Source organism: Providencia sp. Marseille-Q8014, assembly GCF_965112055.1.
The window spans coordinates 1,676,575-1,700,864 of record NZ_CBCOPT010000001.1 but is presented as its reverse complement, the minus strand read 5'-3'; the positions used below and the strand labels follow the sequence as shown (position 1 = coordinate 1,700,864).

The 24,290-nt window shown below is 40.7% G+C and carries 19 protein-coding genes and 7 tRNA genes; 11 read left to right on the top strand and 15 right to left on the bottom strand.

Going from position 1 to position 24,290, the window contains the following annotated elements; all coding sequences use genetic code 11:
• Nucleotides 1-433 precede the first annotated feature (433 nt).
• On the top strand, nt 434-1,678 hold the full coding sequence (locus tag ACWPW6_RS07425; protein WP_247047618.1) for an ArsB/NhaD family transporter: 1,245 nt from the start codon (nt 434-436) through the stop codon (nt 1,676-1,678).
• 43 nt (nt 1,679-1,721) lie between these two features.
• Here ACWPW6_RS07425 and ACWPW6_RS07420 read toward each other — a convergent pair whose 3' ends face one another.
• From ACWPW6_RS07420 to ACWPW6_RS07405, 4 genes are all read right to left on the bottom strand, one after another.
• A complete protein-coding gene (locus tag ACWPW6_RS07420) occupies nt 1,722-2,516 on the bottom strand; it encodes a MoaF C-terminal domain-containing protein (protein WP_250000314.1) in 795 nt (264 codons plus the stop codon).
• A 9-nt stretch (nt 2,517-2,525) separates the two neighbouring features.
• Nucleotides 2,526-3,305, bottom strand: coding sequence for an SDR family NAD(P)-dependent oxidoreductase (locus ACWPW6_RS07415; RefSeq protein WP_250000312.1), 780 nt, complete (start codon nt 3,303-3,305; stop codon nt 2,526-2,528).
• 190 nt (nt 3,306-3,495) lie between these two features.
• Nucleotides 3,496-4,233, bottom strand: coding sequence for a cyclase family protein (locus ACWPW6_RS07410; RefSeq protein ID WP_154621781.1), 738 nt, complete (start codon nt 4,231-4,233; stop codon nt 3,496-3,498).
• 211 nt (nt 4,234-4,444) lie between these two features.
• The gene (locus ACWPW6_RS07405; RefSeq protein ID WP_154621782.1) at nt 4,445-5,332 is read right to left on the bottom strand and encodes a MetQ/NlpA family ABC transporter substrate-binding protein; all 888 of its coding nucleotides are present in this window, start codon (nt 5,330-5,332) and stop codon (nt 4,445-4,447) included.
• 171 nt (nt 5,333-5,503) lie between these two features.
• Between ACWPW6_RS07405 and ACWPW6_RS07400 the strand changes: the two genes are divergently transcribed.
• The 5 genes from ACWPW6_RS07400 to ACWPW6_RS07380 all read left to right on the top strand — a co-directional run bounded on the left by ACWPW6_RS07400 (nt 5,504) and on the right by ACWPW6_RS07380 (nt 11,985).
• Nucleotides 5,504-6,628 (top strand): alkylhydroperoxidase domain protein, encoded by a 1,125-nt coding sequence (locus tag ACWPW6_RS07400; RefSeq protein WP_250000310.1) that lies wholly within the window; start codon nt 5,504-5,506, stop codon nt 6,626-6,628.
• 4 nt (nt 6,629-6,632) lie between these two features.
• Nucleotides 6,633-8,093, top strand: a complete 1,461-nt coding sequence (locus tag ACWPW6_RS07395; RefSeq protein WP_250000309.1) for an NAD(P)-binding domain-containing protein — start codon at nt 6,633-6,635, stop codon at nt 8,091-8,093.
• A gap of 3 nt (nt 8,094-8,096) precedes the next feature.
• Nucleotides 8,097-9,110 carry a methionine ABC transporter ATP-binding protein gene (locus ACWPW6_RS07390; protein WP_163861037.1) on the top strand — a complete coding sequence of 338 codons (1,014 nt, stop codon included), beginning with the start codon at nt 8,097-8,099 and terminating at the stop codon, nt 9,108-9,110.
• Complete coding sequence (locus tag ACWPW6_RS07385; RefSeq protein ID WP_154622346.1) at nt 9,107-9,775, top strand: methionine ABC transporter permease; 669 nt, start codon at nt 9,107-9,109, stop codon at nt 9,773-9,775. The genes ACWPW6_RS07390 and ACWPW6_RS07385 overlap by 4 nt, the downstream gene beginning before the upstream one ends.
• 482 nt (nt 9,776-10,257) lie before the next feature.
• On the top strand, nt 10,258-11,985 hold the full coding sequence (locus ACWPW6_RS07380; protein ID WP_154623655.1) for a potassium/proton antiporter: 1,728 nt from the start codon (nt 10,258-10,260) through the stop codon (nt 11,983-11,985).
• Nucleotides 11,986-12,302: 317 nt separating this feature from the next.
• On the opposite strand, the gene ACWPW6_RS07375 is transcribed toward ACWPW6_RS07380, so the two are convergent.
• The 7 genes from ACWPW6_RS07375 to ACWPW6_RS07345 form a co-directional block, all read right to left on the bottom strand.
• A complete protein-coding gene (locus tag ACWPW6_RS07375) occupies nt 12,303-12,596 on the bottom strand; it encodes a helix-turn-helix domain-containing protein (protein ID WP_154635756.1) in 294 nt (97 codons plus the stop codon).
• A 1,943-nt stretch (nt 12,597-14,539) separates the two neighbouring features.
• On the bottom strand, nt 14,540-14,770 hold the full coding sequence (locus ACWPW6_RS07370) for a hypothetical protein (protein WP_250000307.1): 231 nt from the start codon (nt 14,768-14,770) through the stop codon (nt 14,540-14,542).
• Nucleotides 14,771-14,833: 63 nt separating this feature from the next.
• Nucleotides 14,834-14,909, bottom strand: a tRNA-Lys gene (locus ACWPW6_RS07365).
• A 30-nt stretch (nt 14,910-14,939) separates the two neighbouring features.
• Nucleotides 14,940-15,015, bottom strand: a tRNA-Lys gene (locus tag ACWPW6_RS07360).
• Between the two features lie 52 nt (nt 15,016-15,067).
• Nucleotides 15,068-15,143, bottom strand: a tRNA-Val gene (locus ACWPW6_RS07355).
• Nucleotides 15,144-15,177: 34 nt separating this feature from the next.
• A tRNA-Val gene (locus ACWPW6_RS07350) sits at nt 15,178-15,253 on the bottom strand.
• A gap of 37 nt (nt 15,254-15,290) precedes the next feature.
• Nucleotides 15,291-15,366: transfer RNA gene (locus ACWPW6_RS07345), tRNA-Val, on the bottom strand.
• Between the two features lie 456 nt (nt 15,367-15,822).
• On the opposite strand from ACWPW6_RS07345, the gene gltX reads away from it, so the two are divergent.
• From gltX to ACWPW6_RS07330, 3 genes are all read left to right on the top strand, one after another.
• Nucleotides 15,823-17,244, top strand: a complete 1,422-nt coding sequence (gene gltX, locus ACWPW6_RS07340) for a glutamate--tRNA ligase (protein WP_154625124.1) — start codon at nt 15,823-15,825, stop codon at nt 17,242-17,244.
• 218 nt (nt 17,245-17,462) lie between these two features.
• A tRNA-Ala gene (locus ACWPW6_RS07335) sits at nt 17,463-17,538 on the top strand.
• Nucleotides 17,539-17,576: 38 nt separating this feature from the next.
• Nucleotides 17,577-17,652 (top strand) — tRNA-Ala (locus tag ACWPW6_RS07330).
• 46 nt (nt 17,653-17,698) lie between these two features.
• Here ACWPW6_RS07330 and gcvA read toward each other — a convergent pair.
• Nucleotides 17,699-18,601: a transcriptional regulator GcvA gene (gcvA, locus tag ACWPW6_RS07325; protein WP_250000305.1), complete on the bottom strand. Its 903-nt coding sequence runs from the start codon at nt 18,599-18,601 to the stop codon at nt 17,699-17,701.
• A gap of 113 nt (nt 18,602-18,714) precedes the next feature.
• Between gcvA and ACWPW6_RS07320 the strand changes: the two genes are divergently transcribed.
• On the top strand, nt 18,715-19,338 hold the full coding sequence (locus tag ACWPW6_RS07320; protein WP_154625126.1) for a glutathione S-transferase family protein: 624 nt from the start codon (nt 18,715-18,717) through the stop codon (nt 19,336-19,338).
• A 9-nt stretch (nt 19,339-19,347) separates the two neighbouring features.
• Nucleotides 19,348-20,367: an LLM class oxidoreductase gene (locus tag ACWPW6_RS07315; protein WP_231131775.1), complete on the top strand. Its 1,020-nt coding sequence runs from the start codon at nt 19,348-19,350 to the stop codon at nt 20,365-20,367.
• 68 nt (nt 20,368-20,435) lie between these two features.
• On the opposite strand, the gene ACWPW6_RS07310 is transcribed toward ACWPW6_RS07315, so the two are convergent.
• The 3 genes from ACWPW6_RS07310 to ligA all read right to left on the bottom strand — a co-directional run bounded on the left by ACWPW6_RS07310 (nt 20,436) and on the right by ligA (nt 24,236).
• Entirely contained in the window at nt 20,436-20,651 is a 216-nt protein-coding gene (locus ACWPW6_RS07310) for a DUF3820 family protein (protein WP_163861035.1), read from the bottom strand.
• 67 nt (nt 20,652-20,718) lie between these two features.
• Entirely contained in the window at nt 20,719-21,903 is a 1,185-nt protein-coding gene (locus ACWPW6_RS07305) for a NupC/NupG family nucleoside CNT transporter (protein WP_154625128.1), read from the bottom strand.
• Nucleotides 21,904-22,220: 317 nt separating this feature from the next.
• The gene (ligA, locus tag ACWPW6_RS07300) at nt 22,221-24,236 is read right to left on the bottom strand and encodes an NAD-dependent DNA ligase LigA (RefSeq protein WP_154625129.1); all 2,016 of its coding nucleotides are present in this window, start codon (nt 24,234-24,236) and stop codon (nt 22,221-22,223) included.
• Between the last annotated feature and the right edge of the window lie 54 nt (nt 24,237-24,290).

Genomic DNA, 24,290 nt, shown 5'->3' with positions numbered 1-24,290 from the left:
AGTGATCAAACTCTCAATAACGGCATGTAGCAAAACTACATTGCGTGTTTTTTGTTCATTAAACCAATTTAACGTGATTTTTATCACATTTTTTACGACGATGTTTTTTGTTAAATAGTGATTCGAATCACAAAATATTTTTAGGTTGCCTACTTTTTAACTCAGTAAAATTCACCATTTGGTCTATTGTTACTGTTATTCAATATTTTTGTAATAAACTTTCATCTCGTTGCATATCGCTCTCGTTTGATTCGCTTTTCTTTTTTGAAGTGAGGAAATTCAATTTCTCAACATCTCGACCCTATTTCATCTCATTAAAATCATCATTAAATGACCTGTTGCAACTTATTATTATTTAAAGGTTATTCTACTTGCTTCATTGATTCTTCACCGCTAAATTAGCCGTAATTTTACTAATAAGAGTGAATAGGTTATGAGCCTCACGATCATTATTTTTCTGCTAGTCTATGTTGCGATGGGGTTTGGTAAGTTGCCCGGTTTTAAAGTCGATAGAACAGGAGCTGCGGTTATTGGTGCTTTGGCCATGATGGCTGTAGGGAGTATTACGCCACCACATGCATGGAATGCTATCGATTATCGTACTATTGGGATGTTATTTGGCTTGATGGTCGTTTCCGCATCTTTTGTCGTATCCGGATTCTATAGCTGGACGGCGAACCGCGTTGCGATGCTAAACGTCAGTGCTCCAGTACTACTTGCTGTATTAATTGCCGTTGGCGGACTACTCTCCGCCTTACTCACAAATGATGTCGTTGTTGTCGCCATGACACCTTTGTTAGTCTCAATTACCTTATCTCGTGGATTAAACCCAATTCCCTTTCTGTTAGGATTTTGTTTTGCCGCTAACAATGGTGCTTCAGGTTCATTAATTGGCAGCCCTCAAAACATGATTGCGGCACAAGGGTTAGATATTTCCTTTATTGGTTTATTACAAGCTTCGGCGATCCCAGCTTTGCTATCATTACCTATTACATGGGCTATTTTAGTTTTTCTCTATCGTAATCGTTGGTATCTCGCTAAAACGGCGACAACGCCCTCGGCCCCTACTGCACCAACTGACTCCGCGACAAAACTTGATGTATGGGAAACCACCAAAGCCGGTATTATCACATTCATTGTGATCATCGCTTTCGTTATCAGTGATATACCAAGAGAACTTATTGCCTTAACGGCTGCGGGCTTTTTACTTTTAAACCGTTCGATAGCCTCAAGTGATATGTTGAAACTCGTTGATGGTAATTTACTATTACTGATTATGGGGCTATTTGTTGTCAATGCCGCCTTTGCATCGACTGGCTTACCACAACAAATGTTAAATGACTTGCGCAGTAATGGCGTTGAATTAAACAACCCTATTGTTCTATTTTTGGTCACGGGAGTATTAAGTACTATTGTCGGGAATAACCCCGCCGTGATGTTACTTGTCCCTTTCCTATCCACAAGTGGCAATGCCGATTCATTAGGTGCAGCCTTAGTATTAGGCTCTGGGTTCTCAAGTAATTTATTTGTATTTGGAAGTCTTGCCGGCATTATTGTCGTTGAGCAAGCTGCCGCTTACGGCGTCAAAATCTCATTTTCAGAATTTGCCAAGTCGGGGGGCATCGTTGCGCTGCTGTGTATGCTTTTAGCGGCCGCATGGATAATGTTAGTCCTTTAAAAAAAAGCCACTCGCTGTTTACGGCGAGTGGCCTATAGAATACTTATTTAGGGTAGTGAGTTTTATTTAAAATGGTAGCATGTGCCCCAACGGGGAATAGGCTAACTGAACTAAATGCCTGATCTTGATACCCCATAATTCCGCCATCCGTTCTCATACCTTGTAAATCAATGAGAATAATACCGAGCGTTGGGATAATCTTTTCGCGCCAAATGAATAAATATAAATTGTCGGATACCTTTATATAATGGCAGCGATCAACATCCGCCAATCCTTTTTCTACGCCATCTAAACAATGCCACGCATAAAATTGTTCATTTAAATAAACATGTTCATAACGCTCTTTAGGGTTATAGGTATACATATTACGCATACCAATCAACTCTGAAGTATAAGCAGGTAGTGGATGTTGAGTATTACTCAGACTACCAAAATGAATATCGATATCAACGTCTGTCAAGGGTTGATTTTGTTCGACTTTTGTAAAAGCTGACATACGGATATCTTGTTCAGTGGGAAGCGTGCCCCGCACTAATACGCAATTATCCTCTGCTTCATTAATAATGATCGTAATACTTGTACGCCAATCTTCTGGTGAAATAAAATTAATAAAATAAATGCCTTCACGAATTGAGGTGATACGACAATCACGTACCACACCTTGCCATTCTATTTGTTGCTCGGTTGGAAAAGAGATTGTTTCCTGAGCTGCTGTCTCGGCAAACGTTAATTGGAATGTTTTACCTGTTAGTTGATTATTGGTATCTAATATATAGCTATCAGGTGCAAATCCATCAGATAATGCGCCAACTTGGATAAATGCCACTTCTTCAATCATAATAACTCCTTAGGTAAAAGCCAGTGTAGGTAGGTCAACAACAGCCGCCCCACCGTCGATAACGAGTGCTGCACCGGTAATCATAGAAGCATCCGCAGAGCACAAGAATCGACACGCTAATGCAACTTCATGTGCGCTAGCAGGACGCTGTAAGGGAACATCTCGGCATACATACTGGTAGGCTTCATCCAACGTGAATTGATGTTGTTCCATCAAAGGTTGCATCTCTTCGTCTGCCATTGGTGTTCTTACCCAGCCCGGACAAATTGCATTTGCTCTAACGCCTTGACGACCATAATCACGTGCGACAGAGCGCATTAGCCCAATTAACGCATGCTTTGCTGTCACATACCCACAGGCCTCTGGTCCTGCGGCTAAAGAGGCAAGCGAACCAACAAAAAGGACATTACCGCGACGCTGTATCAACGATGGTAAGCAGCCACGAACACTGGCAAAAGCACTGTCGAGATTCGCTTTCATTCCTTGGTGCCATTGTTGGTCATTCATATCTTCCACTCGGCCTAGCCCCATTCCGCCCGCATTACAAATCAAAACATCGATAGCATCTGTATGCTGTTTGATTTGCGGTAAGATGATTTCATTCCATGAGTCTCCAGTCGACACATCGGCGACGATGGCAATCGCTCCGGTACGAGCAGCAACGGCTTGTAACGGTTCTGGACGTCGCCCAACAATCAATACGTTATCACCTTGCTCTGCAAACACCTGCGCGCATGCGGCACCAATTCCAGTTCCCCCACCGGTAATGATTACGGTTCTTGAATTCATCCAACCCCCACCAGCATTTGTTAAAATAAAGTTAATTCGAGTATTAATATAGATAGAAATAACTTTGCTTGACTATCGACCTAAGGGACGATATGCGCTGAAGTGCAAGATAGATAATGACTTTTGTGAATATTAAGAGGGGTTATCAGCCTGTTTAAGAACAGATACAGGCTGATAGAGAGAAAATGATTTATGGCAAAATAGCAAAAGAGCGAACAGGGAAACCACTTGCATTGTTAGGTTTAGCAACCAAATTGAAAATAACCGCGCCACGCGTTGGCAATTTATCTAAGTTAGTCATTAATTCAATCTGATAGGTGTCTTGTTCTAAGACATAATATTCACCTAATAGCGCATTATTGTGACGGAAATCTTTCGCTGCATCGGTATCAAAAGTTTCATGGCCGATCGCTTTTACGCCTCTTTCTTCAAATAAAAACTTCAATGCATCCATTCCCCATCCTGGGATTTGATTATGGCCTTCCGCGTTTTTATTCTCCATTGCTTGCTGTGATGGCCAGCGATGGCTCCAATCAGTGCGTAACGCAACAAACGTTTCAGGCTCTATTTTTCCATGTTCCGCTTCAAAATTAAGGGCATCTTCTCGTGAAAAGGCAAAATTAGGATCTTGTTTTGCTCTTGCTGACTGGTCGATAACAATCAAGGGTAACACTAACTCCTTTAGCTCAAGTTCATGCAAGTAACGTTTTCCTTGTACAAAATGACATGGAGCATCAATATGTGTGCCATATTGCCCAGGAAAGGTAAATTGTTGTGCAAAAAAACCATCTTGATAATCAAATAGTGTCTTAAAGTTTGCTGATTCAAACATAAAAAAATGGGGAGAATCTTTATCGAAAGCGTGTGTTAAATCAATCCATGTTTTTGACTTTAATAGATTGAGTGCTGTGATAAGTTCATTCGTCATAACGGTTCCCCTGATGATATCGCTATTACATTTTTTTATTTTCAGTTTGCTTATGTTATTAATTAACCAAAAACACCCTTTTGTCCATATCGATAATAAGAAAAATTTTCATATTAAATTTTAGTGGCTAACAGGGTCATCGAGATAAAATAAAACCACCTAATGGGATATTAGGTGGTAATAAATAACAATGTTAAACATCATAAAAAGACTAGGGTTTTGGATAAGAGGCCCATGCTTGAGGCTCAATAAAGCCATCATAAATACGTTGGGAGCGAATATAATCTGCGTATTCTTTTGATTCGAATGCTTCTTTTAAGTCTTTCGCCCACTGTGAATTCACATCATCTTGCATCACGGTCACAATCACCCGGTGTTCTAATGGTGAGTTTTCGACGACTAATCCATCTGCAATTCGTTGTCCAGCACTTGCAACATAGTTGCCATTAACAACAACGAAGTCAACGTCATCTAATAAGCGTAACCCTTGTGCTGCATCTGTTTCTCGAATATCTAAACGATATTTAGCCGGTTCGATATCATTAACGCTAAATGTCAATGTACTGACATTAGGTTTAATTTTAATCCAACCTAATTCTTCTAAAATACGAGCCCCACGTTCAGCATTCACGGGGTCATTTGATAAAGCGACGATCATACCGTCTTTGACTTCATCAAGAGATTTATGTTTATTCGAACGCAAACTTTGTGGTGCACTAGGCGAATCAGTCAATGCCACCATATTAATATTATTTTTCTTATTATAGGCTTCCATATATGCACGACTTTGGTTCACTGACGCATCAATTGAGCCTTCTTCAAAAGCAGGGTTAATTTGTCTATTTTGAGAGAATTGACGTAAATTCACTTTATAGCCTTTCTTCTCCAAAATAGGCACAACACCTTTTTCGACTTGGTCGATATAATTACCGACACCAAAGCCAATCGTTATTTCTTTCTTATTGGGGTTACCCTTTTCATTATTATCATTACATGCCGCTAACGCGATAACCGCAATACCCATTAGTGATAAAAGTTTTATTTTTTGTTTCAACATGATGTTACGACCCTGTGTCAATAATGTGGTCAGTATAATCATATTTTTTACATCCTATTTAGATCATCTCGTTATAACTTAATACAAAAAGAATATATATAGCCACTTTTATAACTTATAGTTATAAAAATATAATAATTTGTTCGTTCGAATAACCATCTGCTTGAGATGTAATGGAGAGGATAAAAACGTTAAAAACAAGTGAGTTATAAGATGCCTATTTTAAATTACGATTTAGTTAATGCGCTAATAAACCTAACACCAGAATCTACGCTAGCTGAAGCTAGAAAGAAACGTTTAAACACGACAGAAAATACTCAAGCTGCTTTTGAAGCGATTTTTTCTGCTCCCTCGACACAATTAACCGGTGACGTTAAATTTTTATTGGCTCGCTGTGTTGCCGAGCAAACAGGCAGTCCAGCGTTAGCTGATTTTTATCATCAACTATTAGCACAACGTTCACCTGCTCTCGATACTCCAGCACTTAAAGCTGCTACAAAGTATGTAGAAACCTTGGTTAGTCATCCAAAACAAACGCACTATCAGCTTATTCATTCGCTAATAGAAAGCGGATGGAATGAGCAAGATATTATTTTGCTAGCTCAGCTAGTCACCTTTGTGACTTACCAAGCTCGCTTAATTGAAGGGTTGAAATTGCTGCATGATGCAAGTGCAACCAGTAACCAAGCTGAACCTATTACGGCTGGCCCTTGGAACAACCATCCTCTCACTCATCAAGGCAGACCGTCGCCAGTCGCTTTCACGCAAGAACAACTAGGCTGGGAGGCTTGGTTGCAGGCTCGTGATAAACACAGCCTTACTGCTGATGAAGCACAAGTGATGAAAAAATTTGGCCAACTCAATTCCGAATATTTTTTACTGCTTGCTCACCACAGCAACATCTTAGAAATACGTACGATGATTGATCGTGATATTTTTTATACCGCTAATGGCTTACCTCGCTGGGAACGCGAATTTGCTGCGGCTGTTGTGAGTAAAGTTAACGGTTGTATCTATTGTGCTTCGGTGCATGCGCGTAAAGCAAGCCAATATGCTAAGGATCGCCAAACCGATGTAGCAAGGTTACTCGCAACACCAGCGGGAGACGTTTTAGCTAATGGCTATGATGCACGCTTAACAGCAATAACTGACTTAGCGGCCTCACTCTCGGCAACACCAATACAGGCGACTCCTCAGCACGTTAATACCCTTCGTCAGCTCGGACTGACTGAGTTGGAGCTTCTCGATCTTATTCAATCAACCGCCTTTTTCTCTTGGGCGAACCGTCTGATGCTGTCTTTAGGCGAGCCTTTTGAAGTCACGCAAGACAAGGAATAAGTTTATGAAACAGTTAAATGGCTTAAAGGCTTTGGAAGAACACATTATTCAAGACCTACAATATCTTAATTTACCCCTTAACCGCTGGTCATTATCCCCAAACTCTACGGATAATCATCAACTAGATGTCGCGATTATCGGTGCAGGAATGTCCGGGATTACTGCCGCATTTGCTCTTAAATTACAAGGTGTTGAAGCAATTGTTTTTGATCAAGCGCCAGAAGGCAACGAAGGTCCTTGGAAACAGCCTGCTTTGATGGAAACATTACGCTCACCAAAACATGTTGTTGGTCCAGCGCTCGCTTCCCCCTCGTTAACGTTTCAAGCATGGTTTAAAGCTCAGTTTGGTACTGATGCATGGGAAGCTCTCGATAAAATTCCACGCTTACAATGGGATGAATACTTACAATGGTTTAAAAAAATGACCGCACCCACGGTGTTAAATGAGCATCAATTAATTGATACTCAACTCAATTCACAAGGTTGCATACTGACTTTCCAAACTCATCATGGGCAACAGCAATATCAGGCACAACATGTGATCCTAGCAACGGGGATGGAATCCTTTAGTGAACCCAATATTCCTGATTTTATGGATGGCATTCCTCATCGTTACTGGGAACACTCTTATGCAGGTAGCGACTATAGTCGCTTTGATGGATTAGATATCGCCGTTGTTGGTTATAGCGCGGGGGCAATGGATAGTTCAGCAACCGCCCTTGAGCATGGTGCGCGTTCGGTCGAATTACTGATCCGCGCTAAAGATATGCCCAGAGTCAATCGCGGTAAAGTCGCTGGCAACCCTGGCTTCACCCAAGCTTATGAGCACCTAACCGATGCACAAAAATGGCATTACAGTGATTATGTCGTTAAAGCGAAAACACCGGCTCCACACGGCAGTACGCTAAGAGTTTCTCGTCATGACAATGCTTACTTTAATTTCGATACTCAAATTAAACAGATTGATGTCAAAGACGATAAATTACATATCTCGACGACAACCGGTAATTACGTCGTTGATTATTTGATCTTAGCGACTGGTTACCGCATTAACTGGCAGCGACACAACGCGTTTAGCAACATTGCTCCTTTTATTAGAACATGGGCAGATATGTATACCCCACCAAACGAAGAACAGAATGCCGAGTTTAGCGCCTACCCTTATTTAGGCGGACATTTTGAATTCCTGCCGAAAGCGGAATGCGACTTACCAGAACTCAGCAATATCTACTGCTTTAATTTAGCCGCCTCCTTAAGTATGGGCCCCATGATTGGCTTGATCCCCAATACCAATACTAGCGCCCAAAAGTTGGCGGAACATATCGCCGCTAAATTGTATCTCGCTTACCACGAGCAGCACTTACAACAAGTAAAACAGAGTACTGAAGCCGAATTACTTGGTGATGAATGGCAGCCTGCGTTGCCTTATCAGCAACGCGTCAAGCAAACGAGTCATGTGGGGTGACATATGATTAGGTTTCAAAATATTCAAAAGATATACCAGAAGGAAGGACACTCCCTCACGGCTCTACAAGACGTTAATTTGCAAATCAATGAAGGTGATATTTTTGGCTTTATTGGTTACAGCGGTGCGGGCAAAAGCTCATTGATTCGTTTAGTGAATCAGCTAGAAAAACCAACATCTGGTGAAGTGGTCATTAATGGGCAAAACATTGCTCATCATAGTGCATCTGAAATTCGCGATCATAAAAAAAGTATTGGGATGATTTTTCAACACTTTAATTTACTAGAAACCAAAACTGTTGCTCAAAATATTGCGATGCCACTGTTACTCTCTGGCGTTAGTAAAAAAGACATTGAGCGGCGAGTTGATGATATTTTAGCTTATGTTGAGCTCAGTGATAAAAAACACCAATATCCGGGACAGCTTTCAGGAGGACAAAAGCAACGGGTGGGTATAGCTCGTGCATTAATTAATAATCCTAAAATTCTCTTGTGTGATGAAGCTACGTCGGCGCTAGACCCACAAACAACACTTTCAATTTTATCCTTACTCAAAAAGATTAATCGTGAGCAAAAAATCACGATTTTACTGGTGACGCACGAAATGGAGGTGATTGAACAAGTTTGTCATCGCGTTGCGGTGATGGAGGCGGGACGTATCGTCGAAGAAGGTACTGTGTTAGAGATATTTTCGAATCCACAACATCCAACCACCCAAAAATTTGTTCGCACCGTCCTCAATGAAGAGATACCTGAACGTGTTCTCCACAATTTAGAGCATCAAAATAATATTTATCGCTTGGAGTTCTTAGGAAGTTCAGCTCAACAACCTGTTGTGAATGAACTGATCTTACAAGATAAAATTAAAATTAATATTTTATTTGCCAATATGAAGGAAATCAGTGGCGTCGTGCTTGGCAGTATGTTTGTACAACTGATTGGTGACAACGAAAATATTCATCAAGGTGTTGAGTTTTTACGCCAGCGTGGTGTTGCTGTTAGCAAGGGGGTTCTATGACACAATGGTTTGATACCGCATTAACAAGTAAGCAGTTTTTACTTGCTATGTCTGAAACATTCACCATGGTTTCTATTGCGCTGGTGATAGGCTCATTATTGGGTATTTTACTGGGCATTTTGCTTGTCGTGACCCGCCCAGATGGGATTTGGGAAAATAAATGGATTTATCGCATTCTTAATCCAATGATCAATACCATTCGTTCATTACCTTTTATCATCTTACTGGTGGCGATGATCCCATTAACACGCTTTATGGTTGGAACTTCAATTGGCACCACCGCGGCGATCGTACCGCTTGTTATTTATATCGCCCCTTATACTGCACGTTTAATCGAAAACTCGCTGTTAAGCGTTCATTCTGGGATCATTGAAGCCGCGGATTCAATGGGTGCCACTAATTGGCAAATTGTTTGGCATTTTATTTTACCGGAAGCGAAGTCCTCATTAATCCTTAGCCTAACCGCAGCAAGTATTACTTTAGTTGGCGCAACCGCAATGGCAGGTGCCGTTGGCGGTGGTGGTGTAGGCGATCTCGCGCTCAATTATGGTTACCAACGTTTTGACAACGTGGCGATGGCAATCACCGTAGTCACATTGGTTATTATTGTGCAAGGAATGCAAATGATCGGTGATTACCTTGCTAAAAAGGCTCGCTATCACTAATTCTCTTCGGTCGATATACATTTATATCGGCCATACCTGATTTTCATCTGTAAATCGCTTTTTTATTCACTATTCCCGCATGTTTTTCAGGCTTTTTTTACCTCATCACTGTGTTTAACACATATAGCCTATTGATTAGTATTAAAAACATACAAAAAACCAAATTTTAGACACTTTATCGCTCAGTCTTACCAAAAAGCATAAATAAAAGGCTGATTTTTAGTGTTAGTTGCCATTAAAAGGCTATAAAAATAGGCAACAAATGTAAATTTCATTTAATATAATGCAGTTATTTGTCAATTCATTTATATTATTTATTGTATAATCATAACGATAGGCAGATTGAAATGTTTTTCAGCTACTTTCAACAAAAACAGTATCAATGCCATATCAATTTTAATTTTTTATCATATTGCTGATTACGTTATACGCAACACTACTGCATCATCAGCGTGTTATCAACCCCTAACTTAAATCTGATTATGCCGACTATAGAACAACTGATATTACTTACTTCAATCCTCATTTTACTGGGCATTTTTTCCAGTAAGCTCTCAGCTCGATTAGGTTTACCCATGCTTGTTATGTTCTTATTTATAGGAATGCTAGCAGGTGAAGATGGTATCGGCCAAATCGCGTTTAATAATGTTAACGTTTCTTATGCCGTAGGTTCACTCGCATTAGCCCTGATCTTATTTGATGGTGGTTTGCAAACGTCGGTAAAATCTATTCGCCTTGTTTGGAAACCAGCATTTACCCTAGCAACATTCGGTGTTCTGATCACCGCTGGGATTACTGGACTCGCTGCGGCCTATATTCTTGGGATCCCATTACTTGAAGGGCTTTTACTCGGTGCCATCGTCGGTTCTACAGACGCGGCTGCCGTTTTTTCTTTATTACGTAATGCCGGTATCTATCTCAATGAGCGTTTGCAGTCTACGTTAGAAATAGAAAGTGCCACCAACGATCCAATGGCAATTTTCTTAACTGTTGGTTTATTGCAGCTGTTGATGAACCAAACCGCCTCAGGAACAGAGTTGTTGTTACTGTTCGTCAGCCAAATGGGAATTGGTACGATTGTTGGTCTCAGCGTTGGTTGGATATCCATCAAAATCATTAATAAGATAAAGTTGTTAGCAACGGGTCTCTATCCTGTGCTTGTCGCTGCCTGTGGCCTGTTGTCATTTGGTCTTGCGAGTAATCTACAAGGTAGTGGTTTTTTATCTATTTTTGTCACTGGTGTGGTTATTGGTAACGCACGATTTGTTTTCCAGCGTAACACTTTTTTGTTTCATGATGGATTAGCTTGGTTAAGCCAAATCATTATGTTCGTTATGTTAGGCCTATTAGTCAATCCAAGCTCGTTGCTCGAGGTGTGGTTTGAAGGGCTCGTTATTGCACTGGTACTCACCTTTATTGCTCGCCCTATTGCCGTTGTGCCTGTTTTGAGATTTTTTGGCTTTACCCGTGAAGAGATCACGCTAGTTTCGTGGGTTGGACTCAGAGGTTCTGTTCCTATTATTTTGGCGATTTTCCCCTTTATTTATGGGTTGCCAGGCGCGAATCTCATTTTTGATGTGGTTTTCTTCGTTGTACTGATTTCTGCAACCTTACAAGGTTCCACCTTGCCATATGTCGCACGAAAACTGAATTTGATGCAACCCCCTCCGCTGCTACCAGCCGCGACGCTAGATATTACAGCGGTAGACCAAATCGATGCTGACCTAGTGGAATACACCTTAGGTGAGGACTGTTCTGCCGTGGGAAGACGTTTATCTCAGCTCGCACTGCCTGACCAAACGGTCATTGCGATGATAACCCGTGGTAAAGGAGTGCTTCCACCACGAGGCTCAACAAAGTTATTTGCTGACGACCATTTGTTTGTTGTGCTAAAACCAGAAAATCGTCCTTTTTTAGAACGTCTGTTTTCGGAACAAGTTTCTCCGGACCTCAGCCCTATTGAACTGCCGACCTCCGGACTTAGTCTAAAAGGAACAACAAGATTAGATGAAATCTATGAGTCTTACGGCATTTTGATTGATAATGAAAATAACCAAACTCTCGACCAGTTTATTTATAGCATTACCACAAGTGAGCCGACACAAGGCACGGTGATTAGCCTTGCCAGCTTACAGATAAGAATTAGTGAGATGATTGGTTCTCGGATTGTTACTGCTGTATTAGAGCCTATTTCCCAAGAAGAGAATTAGTCAAAAAATTCATAACATCAGTTAATTTGGTGAATAATAAAATTAACTGATGTTGAATCTGTCGCCTTCTTTTATCCACTTATCCATCTCTCCGTTTTTCACTTAGACAATCTCCTGAAATTCTATTGATAAAAAAATAAAAGCCCATAATAGGGCTTTTATTTGATAGCAGATAAATAAAGATAGATACAAGAATTTATCAGTATTCTCAATAGAGAGAATTCTCAATTGCTATTAGTATAATAATGTTCTTAATTGAAACAATTAAGCGTTGTTCACTTAATTAAGTTTCATTTTGAAACATAATTAACTGTTCTTTAAATGAGAGAATAAATAGAGTCGTCAAACCCTTTAGATTCTTTGTCCTCATTAGCATGAGAATCATCTTGTAGAACTTCACTGAAAAACTCGCCCATATTCACATCTAATACTTTTAGTACTCTTACTAGGCAATCAATATCTATACGATTTACTCCACGCTCATAACGGAATAGCTGTTGTTCGCTGATATCAATCTCTTTAGCTAACTGGAAAACGGTATAGCCCTGAGATTTTCTTAACGATTTAATTTTTTGTCCAACTGCACAAGCGACAGGATATTTTGTATTCATAAACATTCTCGCTTCAACTTATATTATTAATGAAATAAAAAATCAGCAGGTGATTCTCTGTGTTTTTCTATTGTTATCTTTATTTATGATATAGCCATTAGGGTGTGTTAACGACGATTCAGCATATATCTTGAGAGGGATGATATACTAGCCATATAATTAGTTTCAACTAATCCAAAAAAGACATTGCAACTATGTAACTAAATATTTTCATAATCACAAAAAATCCACAGCTCGCATATTACTCTTAATTTTCAATTAGTTAATTAACTTAACAATTAATAATTGTTGTTCTGTTCGAACTCAACCCAACAGGTAGCTACAGAGTTATTATCTAAATTAAGCTCATTTAACCGATAAAAAATCTAAAAATAAAAGAAATAAACAGAATAATTTAACACTGTAACAGTATTAATGATTTTTCAAAGTAATATTCATTTTATGAATATACATAATACGATAAATACACTAAAACTGTAAAACTAAGTAAAAAATGGAAATCTTTCCCATATTATCATTTTGATAACTTAAATATCAATAACTTATAACAATAGTCCTTTTGTTACAATCGGCAAAAAATACTCGATTTTTAAAGCAGCATAAAAAATAGACTATAGCCAATGTACTCAACATAACAAAACATTAACCCTAAGTATCATTTTGGTTTGCTATACATGAAGCATATCACAAAAAACAAAAAATTAAATTTCCACAAATACACAGATTTTTATACCGATAAATCCCTCTATATACGATTATTTGTAATTATATTCCTGTTGTAAATTAAACTTGCGAGAATTATATCTATAAAATTTTCATTGGCAGTTTTTTATATCATCAACTTTTATAGAATATTACCCACTATTTTTGATTTTCCTCTTTTTCGCTAGGCAAATGAAATATAAGCACTTATTAGGGAAGATATTTACTATTTTTACGTGTAAAAACACCCTATCAGGTAAAACGAACAATAATAAAAACATCTTTATGTGATACTCTTTTTTTGCACAAAACACACCACAACTGCTCGAAATGATATTTTATTTATTGATTGTTAAATTTAGTATTAATAAGCCTATCTTATAGAAGATTCATTACTCCTATTAAGACTAACATTATCAAGATGAATCATTTTTTAAGCTTTAACATATTAAAGAGCTGACCCAGCCAGCGTTGCTGCTAGACCCACAATGAAATAACGCGGCGTGACAATAAGAAAATCAACTATACATGACCGTTAATAGAATATTCTCTATTCGAGAGGATAAATGAAATAATATGATTAAGAAAAATTTACACTTAACAAGCCCGATTCTGTTGCTTAAAAATAGAGCATCTTTAATTTGAGTGATAAGCAAATAGACTTCCTATTTGTTCCGCGAAAAATACTTCATACTGCATATACTCAGATAAGCGTACTCGCCGATGATATACGCGATATTTAATGAATTCGCCACCGAATTTCCCAAGTAACACGATCAATCTCTCGTCCAGACACTTAATAAAACAAAATCTGGATACATATAGAATAATGCTAAAGAGTTAAACTAAAGCGATATTAAGTATATCCTTAAGGCTATTCCGTACATTTATTAATCGAAAGATAATCATCAATCAAAACTAAATACGCTTCTAAGTTATGTTTTAGGATTGCTGTATTTCTTTTACGCCCATTCATGGCAATACATCATTTCTAACTTCACCATAAATGAGCTTTGAAAGGCGTTGCGGAGTTTCTGTTTTACAGTTTGGAGCTGGATGCTATGCAACGAACTATTATTTGTTTTGCATATTCGCGATGATGTTCCGCTAGACTTAGGTCGATTTCTATGAATAAAAAGCGGCTAGGCGTGTAATAAAGTTAATGTCCATTGGGAAGCACTAGCGCAACGCTGTCTCGCTTCGCTTGGCTCGAGCCTGAATACAGCTTCTCAGCTACACGTTTAGTACAATAGATAATTTAAACCTTTGCTGGGTGATCTAGAGGAGTCGATAAGATGGTGGGTCGTACAGGATGATTCGGCCTTTGGCCTCCCCCTGCGAGTCGTTGTGACAAAAGCAACGCTGCCCTGCTGCGCTCCGACTTGCACTTGCACTTGCACTTGCACTTGAACTTGAACTTGAACTTGAACTTGAACTTGAACTTGAACTTGAACTTGAATGCAGTTTCTCACCTGCACGCTATGTGCAATAAGGAATTTCAACGTTTGTTGGATGATTTAGAGGAATAAATAAGATGGTGGGTCGTGCAGGATTCGAACCTGCGACCAATTGATTAAAAGTCAACTGCTCTACCGACTGAGCTAACGACCCATCTGGTATGACTGATTTTGAATTTTAAAATGGTGGGTCGTGCAGGATTCGAACCTGCGACCAATTGATTAAAAGTCAACTGCTCTACCGACTGAGCTAACGACCCATCTATAAACTTTTGTAATCAGTATTATGAATAATGCGAGTAACTAATGAAGTGGTGGGCGATACCGGGCTCGAACCAGTGACCTCCTCCTTGTAAGGGAGATGCTCTACCAACTGAGCTAATCGCCCACTTCATGACAAGCTTCACATATTTGTAAATAAATGGTGGGCGATACCGGGCTCGAACCAGTGACCTCCTCCTTGTAAGGGAGATGCTCTACCAACTGAGCTAATCGCCCATTTATTTACTTCATTTACTTCTTTTATCGTCGACAGTGGTGGGCGATACCGGGTTCGAACCAGTGACCTCCTCCTTGTAAGGGAGATGCTCTACCAACTGAGCTAATCGCCCTGCCGTCGATGGAGGTGCATTATAGGGATCCCTCGTTCTGAGTCAACGGTTTTTGAATAGATTTTTTCTGTTCGTTGTAAAAATAAGCAAGATGTACCAATATTCGCCAGAAAAGAACCTTATTTAACCAATAAATGGTTAATCCATATCACCCAACAAATACAATACTAGAACAAAAATATTTTTATGCTTGAAAAATCTCCTTTATTTTTCTTTTACGACTGATTTTATTTGCCTCAACTATCGATAACTTGATTGAGGTATCACTTTAGAGTGATAGAATAGAGCAACATTTTAGACTTGTTGACGAGTTTCTCGTGATGAATAACGTGTGCTGCTGACCCCGTTTTCATCAAATGAACCTAAAGTAGAAGATAAGTTTGTGCTTCATCTATCTTCTTAGTCTAGAGAAGCCCAACATGTTAGAAACCACGTATCGCAATTAAGGCAATCTCGATGAGTAAAATTAAAACCCGTTTTGCACCTAGCCCAACAGGCTATTTACATGTTGGTGGAGCGCGTACTGCGCTTTATTCCTGGTTATTCAGCCGTCACAATCAGGGCGAATTTGTTCTGCGTATTGAAGATACCGATTTAGAACGTTCAACCCAGGAAGCTATCGATGCCATTATGGATGGTATGAACTGGTTAAATTTGAATTGGGATGAAGGCCCTTATTATCAAACGAAGCGCTTTGATCGCTACAACGAAGTCATTGATCAAATGCTTGACGCGGGCACCGCTTATCGTTGTTACTGCTCTAAAGAGCGTTTAGAAGCATTACGTGACCAACAAATGGCTTCTGGTGAAAAACCGCGCTATGACGGCTGCTGCCGAGATCACGCCCATAATCACACACCAGACGAGCCTCATGTCGTTCGTTTCCGTAATCCACAAGAAGGCTCAGTTATTTTTGATGATAACATCCGCGGTCCTATTGAGTTCAGTAACCAAGAGCTCGATGATCTCATCATCCGCCGTACAGATGGTTCACCAACTTATAACTTCTGTGTGGTGATTGATGACTGGGATATGGAAATTACTCACGTTATCCGTGGTGAAGACCATATTAATAACACCCCTCGTCAAATTAATATCCTCAAAGCGCTGGGCGCGCCGGTTCCAGAATACGCGCACGTTTCAATGATTTTAGGTGATGATGGGAAAAAACTGTCTAAACGTCATGGTGCAGTCAGTGTAATGCAGTATCGTGATGAAGGTTATTTACCAGAAGCGCTACTCAACTATTTAGTTCGGTTGGGCTGGTCACATGGCGACCAAGAAATCTTTTCTCGTGAAGAGATGATTGAATACTTCAGCCTAGATGCCATTAGCAAATCAGCCAGTGCATTCAATACCGATAAATTACTTTGGTTAAACCACCACTATATTAATCAGTTACCTGCTGAAGAAGTCGCGGTTCATCTTGCATGGCATATTGAACAACAAAATATCAATACTGAAAACGGCCCACAATTAGCTGAGCTAGTGAAATTGTTAGGCGAACGTTGTAAGACGTTGAAGGAAATTGCAGAATCTTGCCATTACTTCTATGAAGACTTTGCTGAGTTTGATGCCGATGCCGCGAAAAAACACTTGCGCCCTGTTGCTCGTCAACCATTAGAAACCGTCAAACAAAAATTAGCGGCAATCACTCATTGGACAGCTGAAAATGTTCATCAAGCCATTGAGCAAACAGCCGCAGAGCTTGAAGTCGGTATGGGTAAAGTCGGTATGCCATTACGTGTTGCAGTGACAGGTGCCGGCCAATCACCCGCGTTAGATGTGACTGTACATGCGATAGGTCAAGCGCGTTCAATCACTCGTATTGATAAAGCATTAGCTTTCATCAGCGAACGCGAAGCGTCTGCACAATAACGCCTCCCCCAAAGCCCTATTTAAAATAGGGCTTTTTGCCATGTTTAGCTTTGTTAATAAATCATTCGCAACGATTAATCACCGGCCAATACCTCACTAAACCCCGTTCTTGATGATTAAATGCTCTATAATTCAGCAGTTAAACTCAATTTCACATTATTTGATTGACACCCTAGCATTGCTTGAATATTATGCCCTCCGTCCAAAGGATTTTGTTTGGGGCTATAGCTCAGCTGGGAGAGCGCTTGCATGGCATGCAAGAGGTCAGCGGTTCGATCCCGCTTAGCTCCACCATCTAATTCCCTGTTAGGTGGTATCAAAATCATTTTGTTGGGGCTATAGCTCAGCTGGGAGAGCGCTTGCATGGCATGCAAGAGGTCAGCGGTTCGATCCCGCTTAGCTCCACCACTCCCTTTTTCAGTCTCCCCCTAAATATTAGAAATTGACCTCGTTATTATTCTATATTCATTGCAGCCTGCTGCTGTATCCAGCAAACAAATGCATCTATTTCAGGTCGTTGCCGTGAGGCTTCCAACATCACTAAATAATACGCGAATTGAGCTGGCCAAGGCTTATCAAGCACTTGAATTAATCTTCCCTCAGCCATTTCCTGTTGAGCATAGGCTTGAGGCACCAACGCAATCCCTTGCCCTGCAATAGCCGCTCGAATCAGTAAATAATCATCATCAAAGGTGCTGCCCCTTTTTGCTCTTTCATCAATTTTAACGCCATGAGCGGTTAACCATAATGACCAGTCTGCACGGTCACTGTCTTGTAATAATGGGTAATTTAAACACGCCTCTGGGGTGACGGGCATTTTTGTGATTTTACCATGAGTGAAAAAATGCGGGCTAGCAACTGGCAGTAACGTTGGCGTCATTAGATGCTCTGTATGCAATCCCGGATATTTTCCCAATCCATGACGGATCGCAATATCAACAGGATCTTTTCTTAGATTAACGAGATTTGCAGAAGCTTCGATACGTAATTCAATTTCTGGATAACGAGTTCTAAAATCGCCTAATCGAGGGATTAACCATGAGGCGGCGAAAGAAGGAACGGTGCTAATGGTTAAACTATTTTTGACTTTCGTCTCTTCCAATTGCCGCATACTACTTTCGATCTGTTCGAATGCCTGTAAAAGCGTAGGATAGATGCGAGCAGCCTCCTCGGTTAGTACCATGTGATAGCGCTGCCGAATAAATAATGGGCGCCCTACACGCGTTTCTAGCAAGCGAATTTGTTGGCTAACTGCACCTGAAGTCACGCCGAGAACTTGCGCTGCCTGTTTTATGCTGTTGTACCGAGCCACCTCGGTAAAAGCGCGTAATGCTAATAGCGGTAATACGGGATTCATAATTTAGTTTCTCTAAACTCAGAGTTAGATTAAATCGTTTTATTTTACTGGTTTTAAACGAAATACTAAAAAGTCTTACATCATATGTTTAGTTTAACTCATCGAGAAATAAAATGATCGAACTCTATACTGACAGCTCACCAAATGGTTTTAAAATCACCATTCTATTAGAAGAATTAGCACTCCCCTACCGTTTGCATACCGTTAATATTGATAAGGGGGAGCATAAACAGGCTGATTTTTTAAATTTAAACCCACATGGACGGATCCCTGTGATAACGGATACGGAAACAGGGATAACTTTATTTGAATCAGCTGCAATTTTGCTCTATCTAGCTGAAAAAACCGGAAAACTTCTTGATAGAGACCTAAGAATTCGCTGGGAAACCATAAAGTGGCTACAGTTTCACTCCGCAAGTGTTGGGCCAATGCTAGGGCAAAGAGTTCATTTTGAAATTTTTAGTGAGTTACAGATCCCTGAAGCCATCCAACGTTATCAACATCTAAGTGACAATGCTTTATCCGTTTTAAATAACCAACTACAACATCACCGCTATCTCGCTGGAGAACAGTATTCCATTGCAGATATTGCTAATTTTGGTTGGTTGCATATTGCACGTATTGTTAATTTTGACTTCAGCCGTTTTGAGCACCTTTGTGCATGGTACGAGCGTATTGCTAAACGCCCTGCCGTCGTCAAAGGCATCACTTTGCCAGCCCCCGCCACTGGAGCCTAAAAGGATAAAATGAATAATATTAACGAAATAAACAATATGGCCTTTTCCAATCATCCAGGCTATCAAAGGATGTTCAAAGCCGATTCATTAACAGTCGGGGTATTTTTACCTCTACGTTTTTACCGCAATGATATTCGTGTGCTGACTGGACAAAGTGTATTGATTCAAGAAATTGACAAGCATAACTTCGCGGCCATCTGGGTACGCGATATTCCCTTATTCACGGCTGATTTCGGCGACGCAGGGCAACTTTTCGATCCCTTTACCTATCTTGCTTTTATTGCAGCCCAAACAAAAAATATTGCTTTAGCCACAGGCAGTGCCATTTTTACCTTACGTCATCCTATCGACCTTGCCAAAATGGCAGTGACCATTGACCAACTATCAGGAGGCCGCCTTGTGCTAGGTGTCGCTTCTGGTGATAGATATATCGAGTTTCCTGCTTATGGTTTGCAACACAATCAACGAGCAGAACGTTTTGCAGAGTCTATACAGCTTTTCCGACAATTGATGCAACACGGGGAATTAACCGTTAATTCATCACTTGGACAATTTACGGGGGTAGAGTTGCTTCCTAAGCCTAGTACAGGAGAAATCCCTTTAATTGTGACGGGTAATTCAGGACAGTCGTTGCAATGGATTGCAGATCATTCAGATGGATGGTTAACCTACCCCGGTTCCACTAGCGATAAACAAGGCCCGATACGACTCGCTGAGAAAATTCGGACATGGCGTAATTTAATACCAGACAATCATTTTCGCCCGCATATCACTAATGAATGGATTGATTTAGTTGATGACCCTAATTATCCAAGAACAGCATTAAATGGGGGTTACGTGCTACGAACAGGACGTCATGGGCTGATCGAATTATTAGAACAATGGCAGTCAGCGGGTGTTAATCATGCCGCCCTTGGCATTCAATTTTCTCAGCGTCCTGCTAAAGACGTTATTGAAGAAATTGCCTTAGACATTTTGCCTCTTTTTCCAACACATCAGACCGTGGCAACACGGCCTATGGATTGGTAGCAAATAATCACTCCATTTGTTTATGTACGGCTCTCACAGACGATGATAGCCGTTAATCAATTACAAGCCTAAGAACGCTTTAAAGGCTTTACAAGGCCATCTAGCCCCTCTATTTTTAAGCCTAATGCCATTTCCATCAATTGCCCTAATCGCCCTTGTGGAAATTCCCCTTTTTTATAGAACCATAAGAGGTATTCTTCTGGAAGGTCAATCAAAACACGACCTTTATATTTGCCAAACGGCATTGATGTGTTTGCTATATCGATCAGATCTTGTTTTTCCATTTGCCCTCCAAAAACAAAGCGGCATTCATCATGAATGCCGCTCAACACTTTAACACTTTTTAGTGAGTTACAGAATCAATCCAACAACAGCCGCTGATAGGAAGCTCACTAAGGTTGAACCGAACAGTAATTTAAGACCAAAACGAGCAACTGTGTTCCCTTGTTTCTCATTCAACCCTTTGATAGCACCTGCAACAATACCAATTGAAGAGAAGTTAGCAAATGAGACTAAGAAAACCGATAGGATCCCCACTGAGCGGGTCGATAGTCCAGCAGCAACGGCTTGTAAGTCACTCATCGCAACGAACTCATTGGTTACCATTTTCACCGCCATAATACCGCCTACTTGTAATGCTTCGTCGGCTGGAATTCCAAGTATCCAAGCGAATGGATAGAATACATAGCCCAACATGGTTTGGAATTTGATATCAAAGATAGCCATACAAATACCATTAACCATGGCAATCAATGCAATAAAACCGATTAACATTGCTGATACGATAATCGCAACTTTAAAACCTGCAAGAATATATTCACCCAGCATTTCAAAGAAGCTTTGCCCCTCATGAATGTTGCTCATTTGCAACTCTTCTTCCGCTTCTGGTGGGTACGGGTTAATCAAAGAGAGAATAACGAAAGTACCAAACATGTTAAGCACTAATGCTGCGACCACAAAACGCGGTTCTAACATGGTCATATAGGCACCCACAATAGACATCGACACTGTCGACATCGCGGTCGCTGCCATCGTATACATTCTACGCTCAGACATTTTGCCTAACTGATCTTTATAAGCAATAAAGTTCTCTGATTGTCCTAAGAGCAGTGAACTGACCGCATTGAATGACTCTAACTTGCCCATTCCATTAACTTTAGATAATACCGTCCCGATGACACGGATCACAATCGGCAACACTTTGATATGTTGTAAAATACCGATGAGCGCGGAGATAAAGATAATGGGACAAAGAACTTGTAAGAAGAAGAATGCTAAATTTTCTTCGATCATCCCCCCAAAAATAAATTTGGTTCCCTCCGCTGCATAACCTAATAAATGGGTAAAGACCCCCGCAACAGCAAGTACGAATGAAGAACCTATATTCGAATGTAAGAAAAAATATGCCAATGCAACTTGGATAACGAGGAGTTGAATAACATAACGTAACCGTATCGCTTTACGGTTACTACTCGCTAATACGGCAAGTGCGCCAATGACTATAAGGGATAAAACAAAATGCAGGATCGAGGTCATATGCGACTCCATACAAATTTAATAATGCGGTCATATGACTATTCTATGTAATAGACGACATTTAAATGCGATAAGCATCACATTAGCATGAAAATGAACACTGTGTATTTTGTGAAAAGACTATATGGCTCACACTTTTAAGGAGAAATTCGATTCTCGGCAGGAAGATTGACGCAGGTCATATCAATACGCATTTTATAGGTAATACACCATTTCTTCAAATATTGATGCAATAAACTTTAAGCAGCAGTGAGTCAGCAGAGGCATAAATACCGCTAACAGCACTGCAACTTAAATACGATACGTCAATAAAAAGATTAGGCACCTAATAACGCAATAAGCTCATCTTCATCAATGACGGGTATACCTAACTCATTCGCTTTCGCCAGTTTTGAACCCGCAGCTTCACCCGCAATAACCAAATCCGTCTTCTTAGAAACGCTACCAGAGACTTTCGCGCCCAAGGCAACTAATTTATCTTTCGCCTCATCGCGAGTGAGTCGACTGAGAGAGCCAGTTAAGACAACGGTTTTTCCTGCAAATGGGCTGTCGATAGTACTCGCATCTACAGCAACCGCTTGTGGCCAATGGATATTCGCTTTATGTACGAGATCATGAATAACAGCTTGGTTGTGTTCTTCACGGAAAAAGTTAACTACGTGCTTCGCGACAACATGACCAATGTCTTGTACGGTTTTTAGGGACTCCTCATCAGCCGTCATCACTGCCTCTAACGTGCCATAGTGTGCCGCTAAATTTGCAGCGGTTGCCTCTCCCACTTCACGAATACCTAACGCATAGATAAAACGAGCTAATGTGGTTGATTTGGATTTGTTTAATGCATCGACCAAATTTTGTGCTGATTTCGGCCCCATACGATCAAGCCCCGTCAAAATCCCCGCGGTTAATTGATACAGGTCAGCAGGGGTTTTCACATATTCTTTTTCGACTAATTGGTCGATGATTTTATCGCCCATTCCATCGACGTCCATGGCTCGACGGGAAACAAAATGTTTAAGTGCCTCTTTGCGCTGAGCACCACAAATCAAACCGCCAGTACAACGTGCAACTGCCTCACCTTCTACGCGTTCAACGTCTGAACCACAGACAGGGCAATGGGTTGGGAAGACAATTTCACGGCTATCAGCAGGACGTTCTGATTCGACGACGCTAACAATTTGTGGAATAACATCACCGGCACGACGGATCACGACAGTATCACCGATATGCACACCTAAACGCTCAATTTCGTCAGCGTTATGTAGCGTAGCATTACTGACGATGACCCCCGCCACTTGAACAGGTTCAAGACGAGCCACAGGCGTAATAGCACCTGTACGACCAACTTGGAATTCCACGTCTTTTAAAAGGGTCATTTGCTCTTGTGCAGGGAATTTAAAGGCTGTCGCCCAACGCGGGGCACGTGCAACGAAACCTAACTCTTCCTGAGTCGCTATGGCGTTAATTTTAATCACTACGCCATCAATATCAAAGCCGAGGGTTGGCCGCGCTTTTTCTATCTCATGATAGAAGTCTAATACGGCCTGAGCACCTGTACGTAATTGGACATAATCGCTGACCGGTAGTCCCCATGCTTTAAATTGCATGAGACGCTCATAATGCGTATCGGGTAAAGAGCCTTCTTCTACCAAGCCGACGCCGTAACAATAGAAAGTTAATGGTCTTTTAGCCGTAATTCGTGGGTCGAGTTGACGTAATGAGCCCGCTGCCGCATTACGTGGGTTAGCAAACACTTTGCCACCTGTACGGCGAGCCTCTTCATTTAAAGCTTCAAAGCCTTTTTGTGGCATGAACACTTCCCCGCGAATTTCCACTCGTGTAGGAATGTTATCACCTATCAAACGTAGCGGAATGGCACGAATCGTTCGGACATTTGAGGTGATATTTTCACCGACAGTACCATCACCACGCGTCGCTGCTTGGACAAGTTCACCATTTTCATACAGCAGACTCACCGCAAGGCCATCTAATTTTAGTTCACAGCAAAATGTTTGTTCTTGATTGTTTTTTAATCTATCTCTGACACGCTTATCGAACGCAAGATAGCTTTCTTCATCAAATACGTTATCCAGCGACAACATAGGCACTTCATGGCGCACCGTATCAAATGCGGCCAATGGTGCAGCCCCTACGCGTTGAGTTGGAGAATCACTGGTGATCCACTCAGGATGTTCTGCTTCGATACCCTTGAGCTCTTGCATCAATTTGTCATATTCAGCATCGGGAATTTCAGGTGCATCCAATACATGGTATTGATATTCATGATGGCGTAATTGCTGTTTGAGTGTCTCAAGATATTGTTTTGTTGTCATGTTTCACCAATAAAGATAAAAAACCCCCAGTTAAGGGGGTTTAGTTAATACTGA

Excerpts from the sequence above, each read along its gene's own strand:
- ACWPW6_RS07410 (WP_154621781.1), bottom strand. The coding sequence starts at position 4,233 with ATGACGAATGAACTTATCACAGCACTCAATCTATTAAAGTCAAAAACA.
- ACWPW6_RS07385 (WP_154622346.1), top strand. The coding sequence starts at position 9,107 with ATGACACAATGGTTTGATACCGCATTAACAAGTAAGCAGTTTTTACTT.
- ACWPW6_RS07375 (WP_154635756.1), bottom strand. The coding sequence starts at position 12,596 with ATGAATACAAAATATCCTGTCGCTTGTGCAGTTGGACAAAAAATTAAA.
- ACWPW6_RS07420 (WP_250000314.1), bottom strand. The coding sequence starts at position 2,516 with ATGATTGAAGAAGTGGCATTTATCCAAGTTGGCGCATTATCTGATGGA.
- ACWPW6_RS07405 (WP_154621782.1), bottom strand. The coding sequence starts at position 5,332 with ATGATTATACTGACCACATTATTGACACAGGGTCGTAACATCATGTTG.
- ACWPW6_RS07310 (WP_163861035.1), bottom strand. The coding sequence starts at position 20,651 with ATGGAAAAACAAGATCTGATCGATATAGCAAACACATCAATGCCGTTT.
- ACWPW6_RS07415 (WP_250000312.1), bottom strand. The coding sequence starts at position 3,305 with ATGAATTCAAGAACCGTAATCATTACCGGTGGGGGAACTGGAATTGGT.
- ACWPW6_RS07305 (WP_154625128.1), bottom strand. The coding sequence starts at position 21,903 with ATGACCTCGATCCTGCATTTTGTTTTATCCCTTATAGTCATTGGCGCA.
- gltX (WP_154625124.1), top strand. The coding sequence starts at position 15,823 with ATGAGTAAAATTAAAACCCGTTTTGCACCTAGCCCAACAGGCTATTTA.
- ACWPW6_RS07380 (WP_154623655.1), top strand. The coding sequence starts at position 10,258 with ATGCCGACTATAGAACAACTGATATTACTTACTTCAATCCTCATTTTA.
- ACWPW6_RS07315 (WP_231131775.1), top strand. The coding sequence starts at position 19,348 with ATGAATAATATTAACGAAATAAACAATATGGCCTTTTCCAATCATCCA.
- ACWPW6_RS07395 (WP_250000309.1), top strand. The coding sequence starts at position 6,633 with ATGAAACAGTTAAATGGCTTAAAGGCTTTGGAAGAACACATTATTCAA.
- ACWPW6_RS07400 (WP_250000310.1), top strand. The coding sequence starts at position 5,504 with ATGCCTATTTTAAATTACGATTTAGTTAATGCGCTAATAAACCTAACA.
- ACWPW6_RS07390 (WP_163861037.1), top strand. The coding sequence starts at position 8,097 with ATGATTAGGTTTCAAAATATTCAAAAGATATACCAGAAGGAAGGACAC.
- ACWPW6_RS07425 (WP_247047618.1), top strand. The coding sequence starts at position 434 with ATGAGCCTCACGATCATTATTTTTCTGCTAGTCTATGTTGCGATGGGG.
- ACWPW6_RS07320 (WP_154625126.1), top strand. The coding sequence starts at position 18,715 with ATGATCGAACTCTATACTGACAGCTCACCAAATGGTTTTAAAATCACC.
- gcvA (WP_250000305.1), bottom strand. The coding sequence starts at position 18,601 with ATGAATCCCGTATTACCGCTATTAGCATTACGCGCTTTTACCGAGGTG.
- ligA (WP_154625129.1), bottom strand. The coding sequence starts at position 24,236 with ATGACAACAAAACAATATCTTGAGACACTCAAACAGCAATTACGCCAT.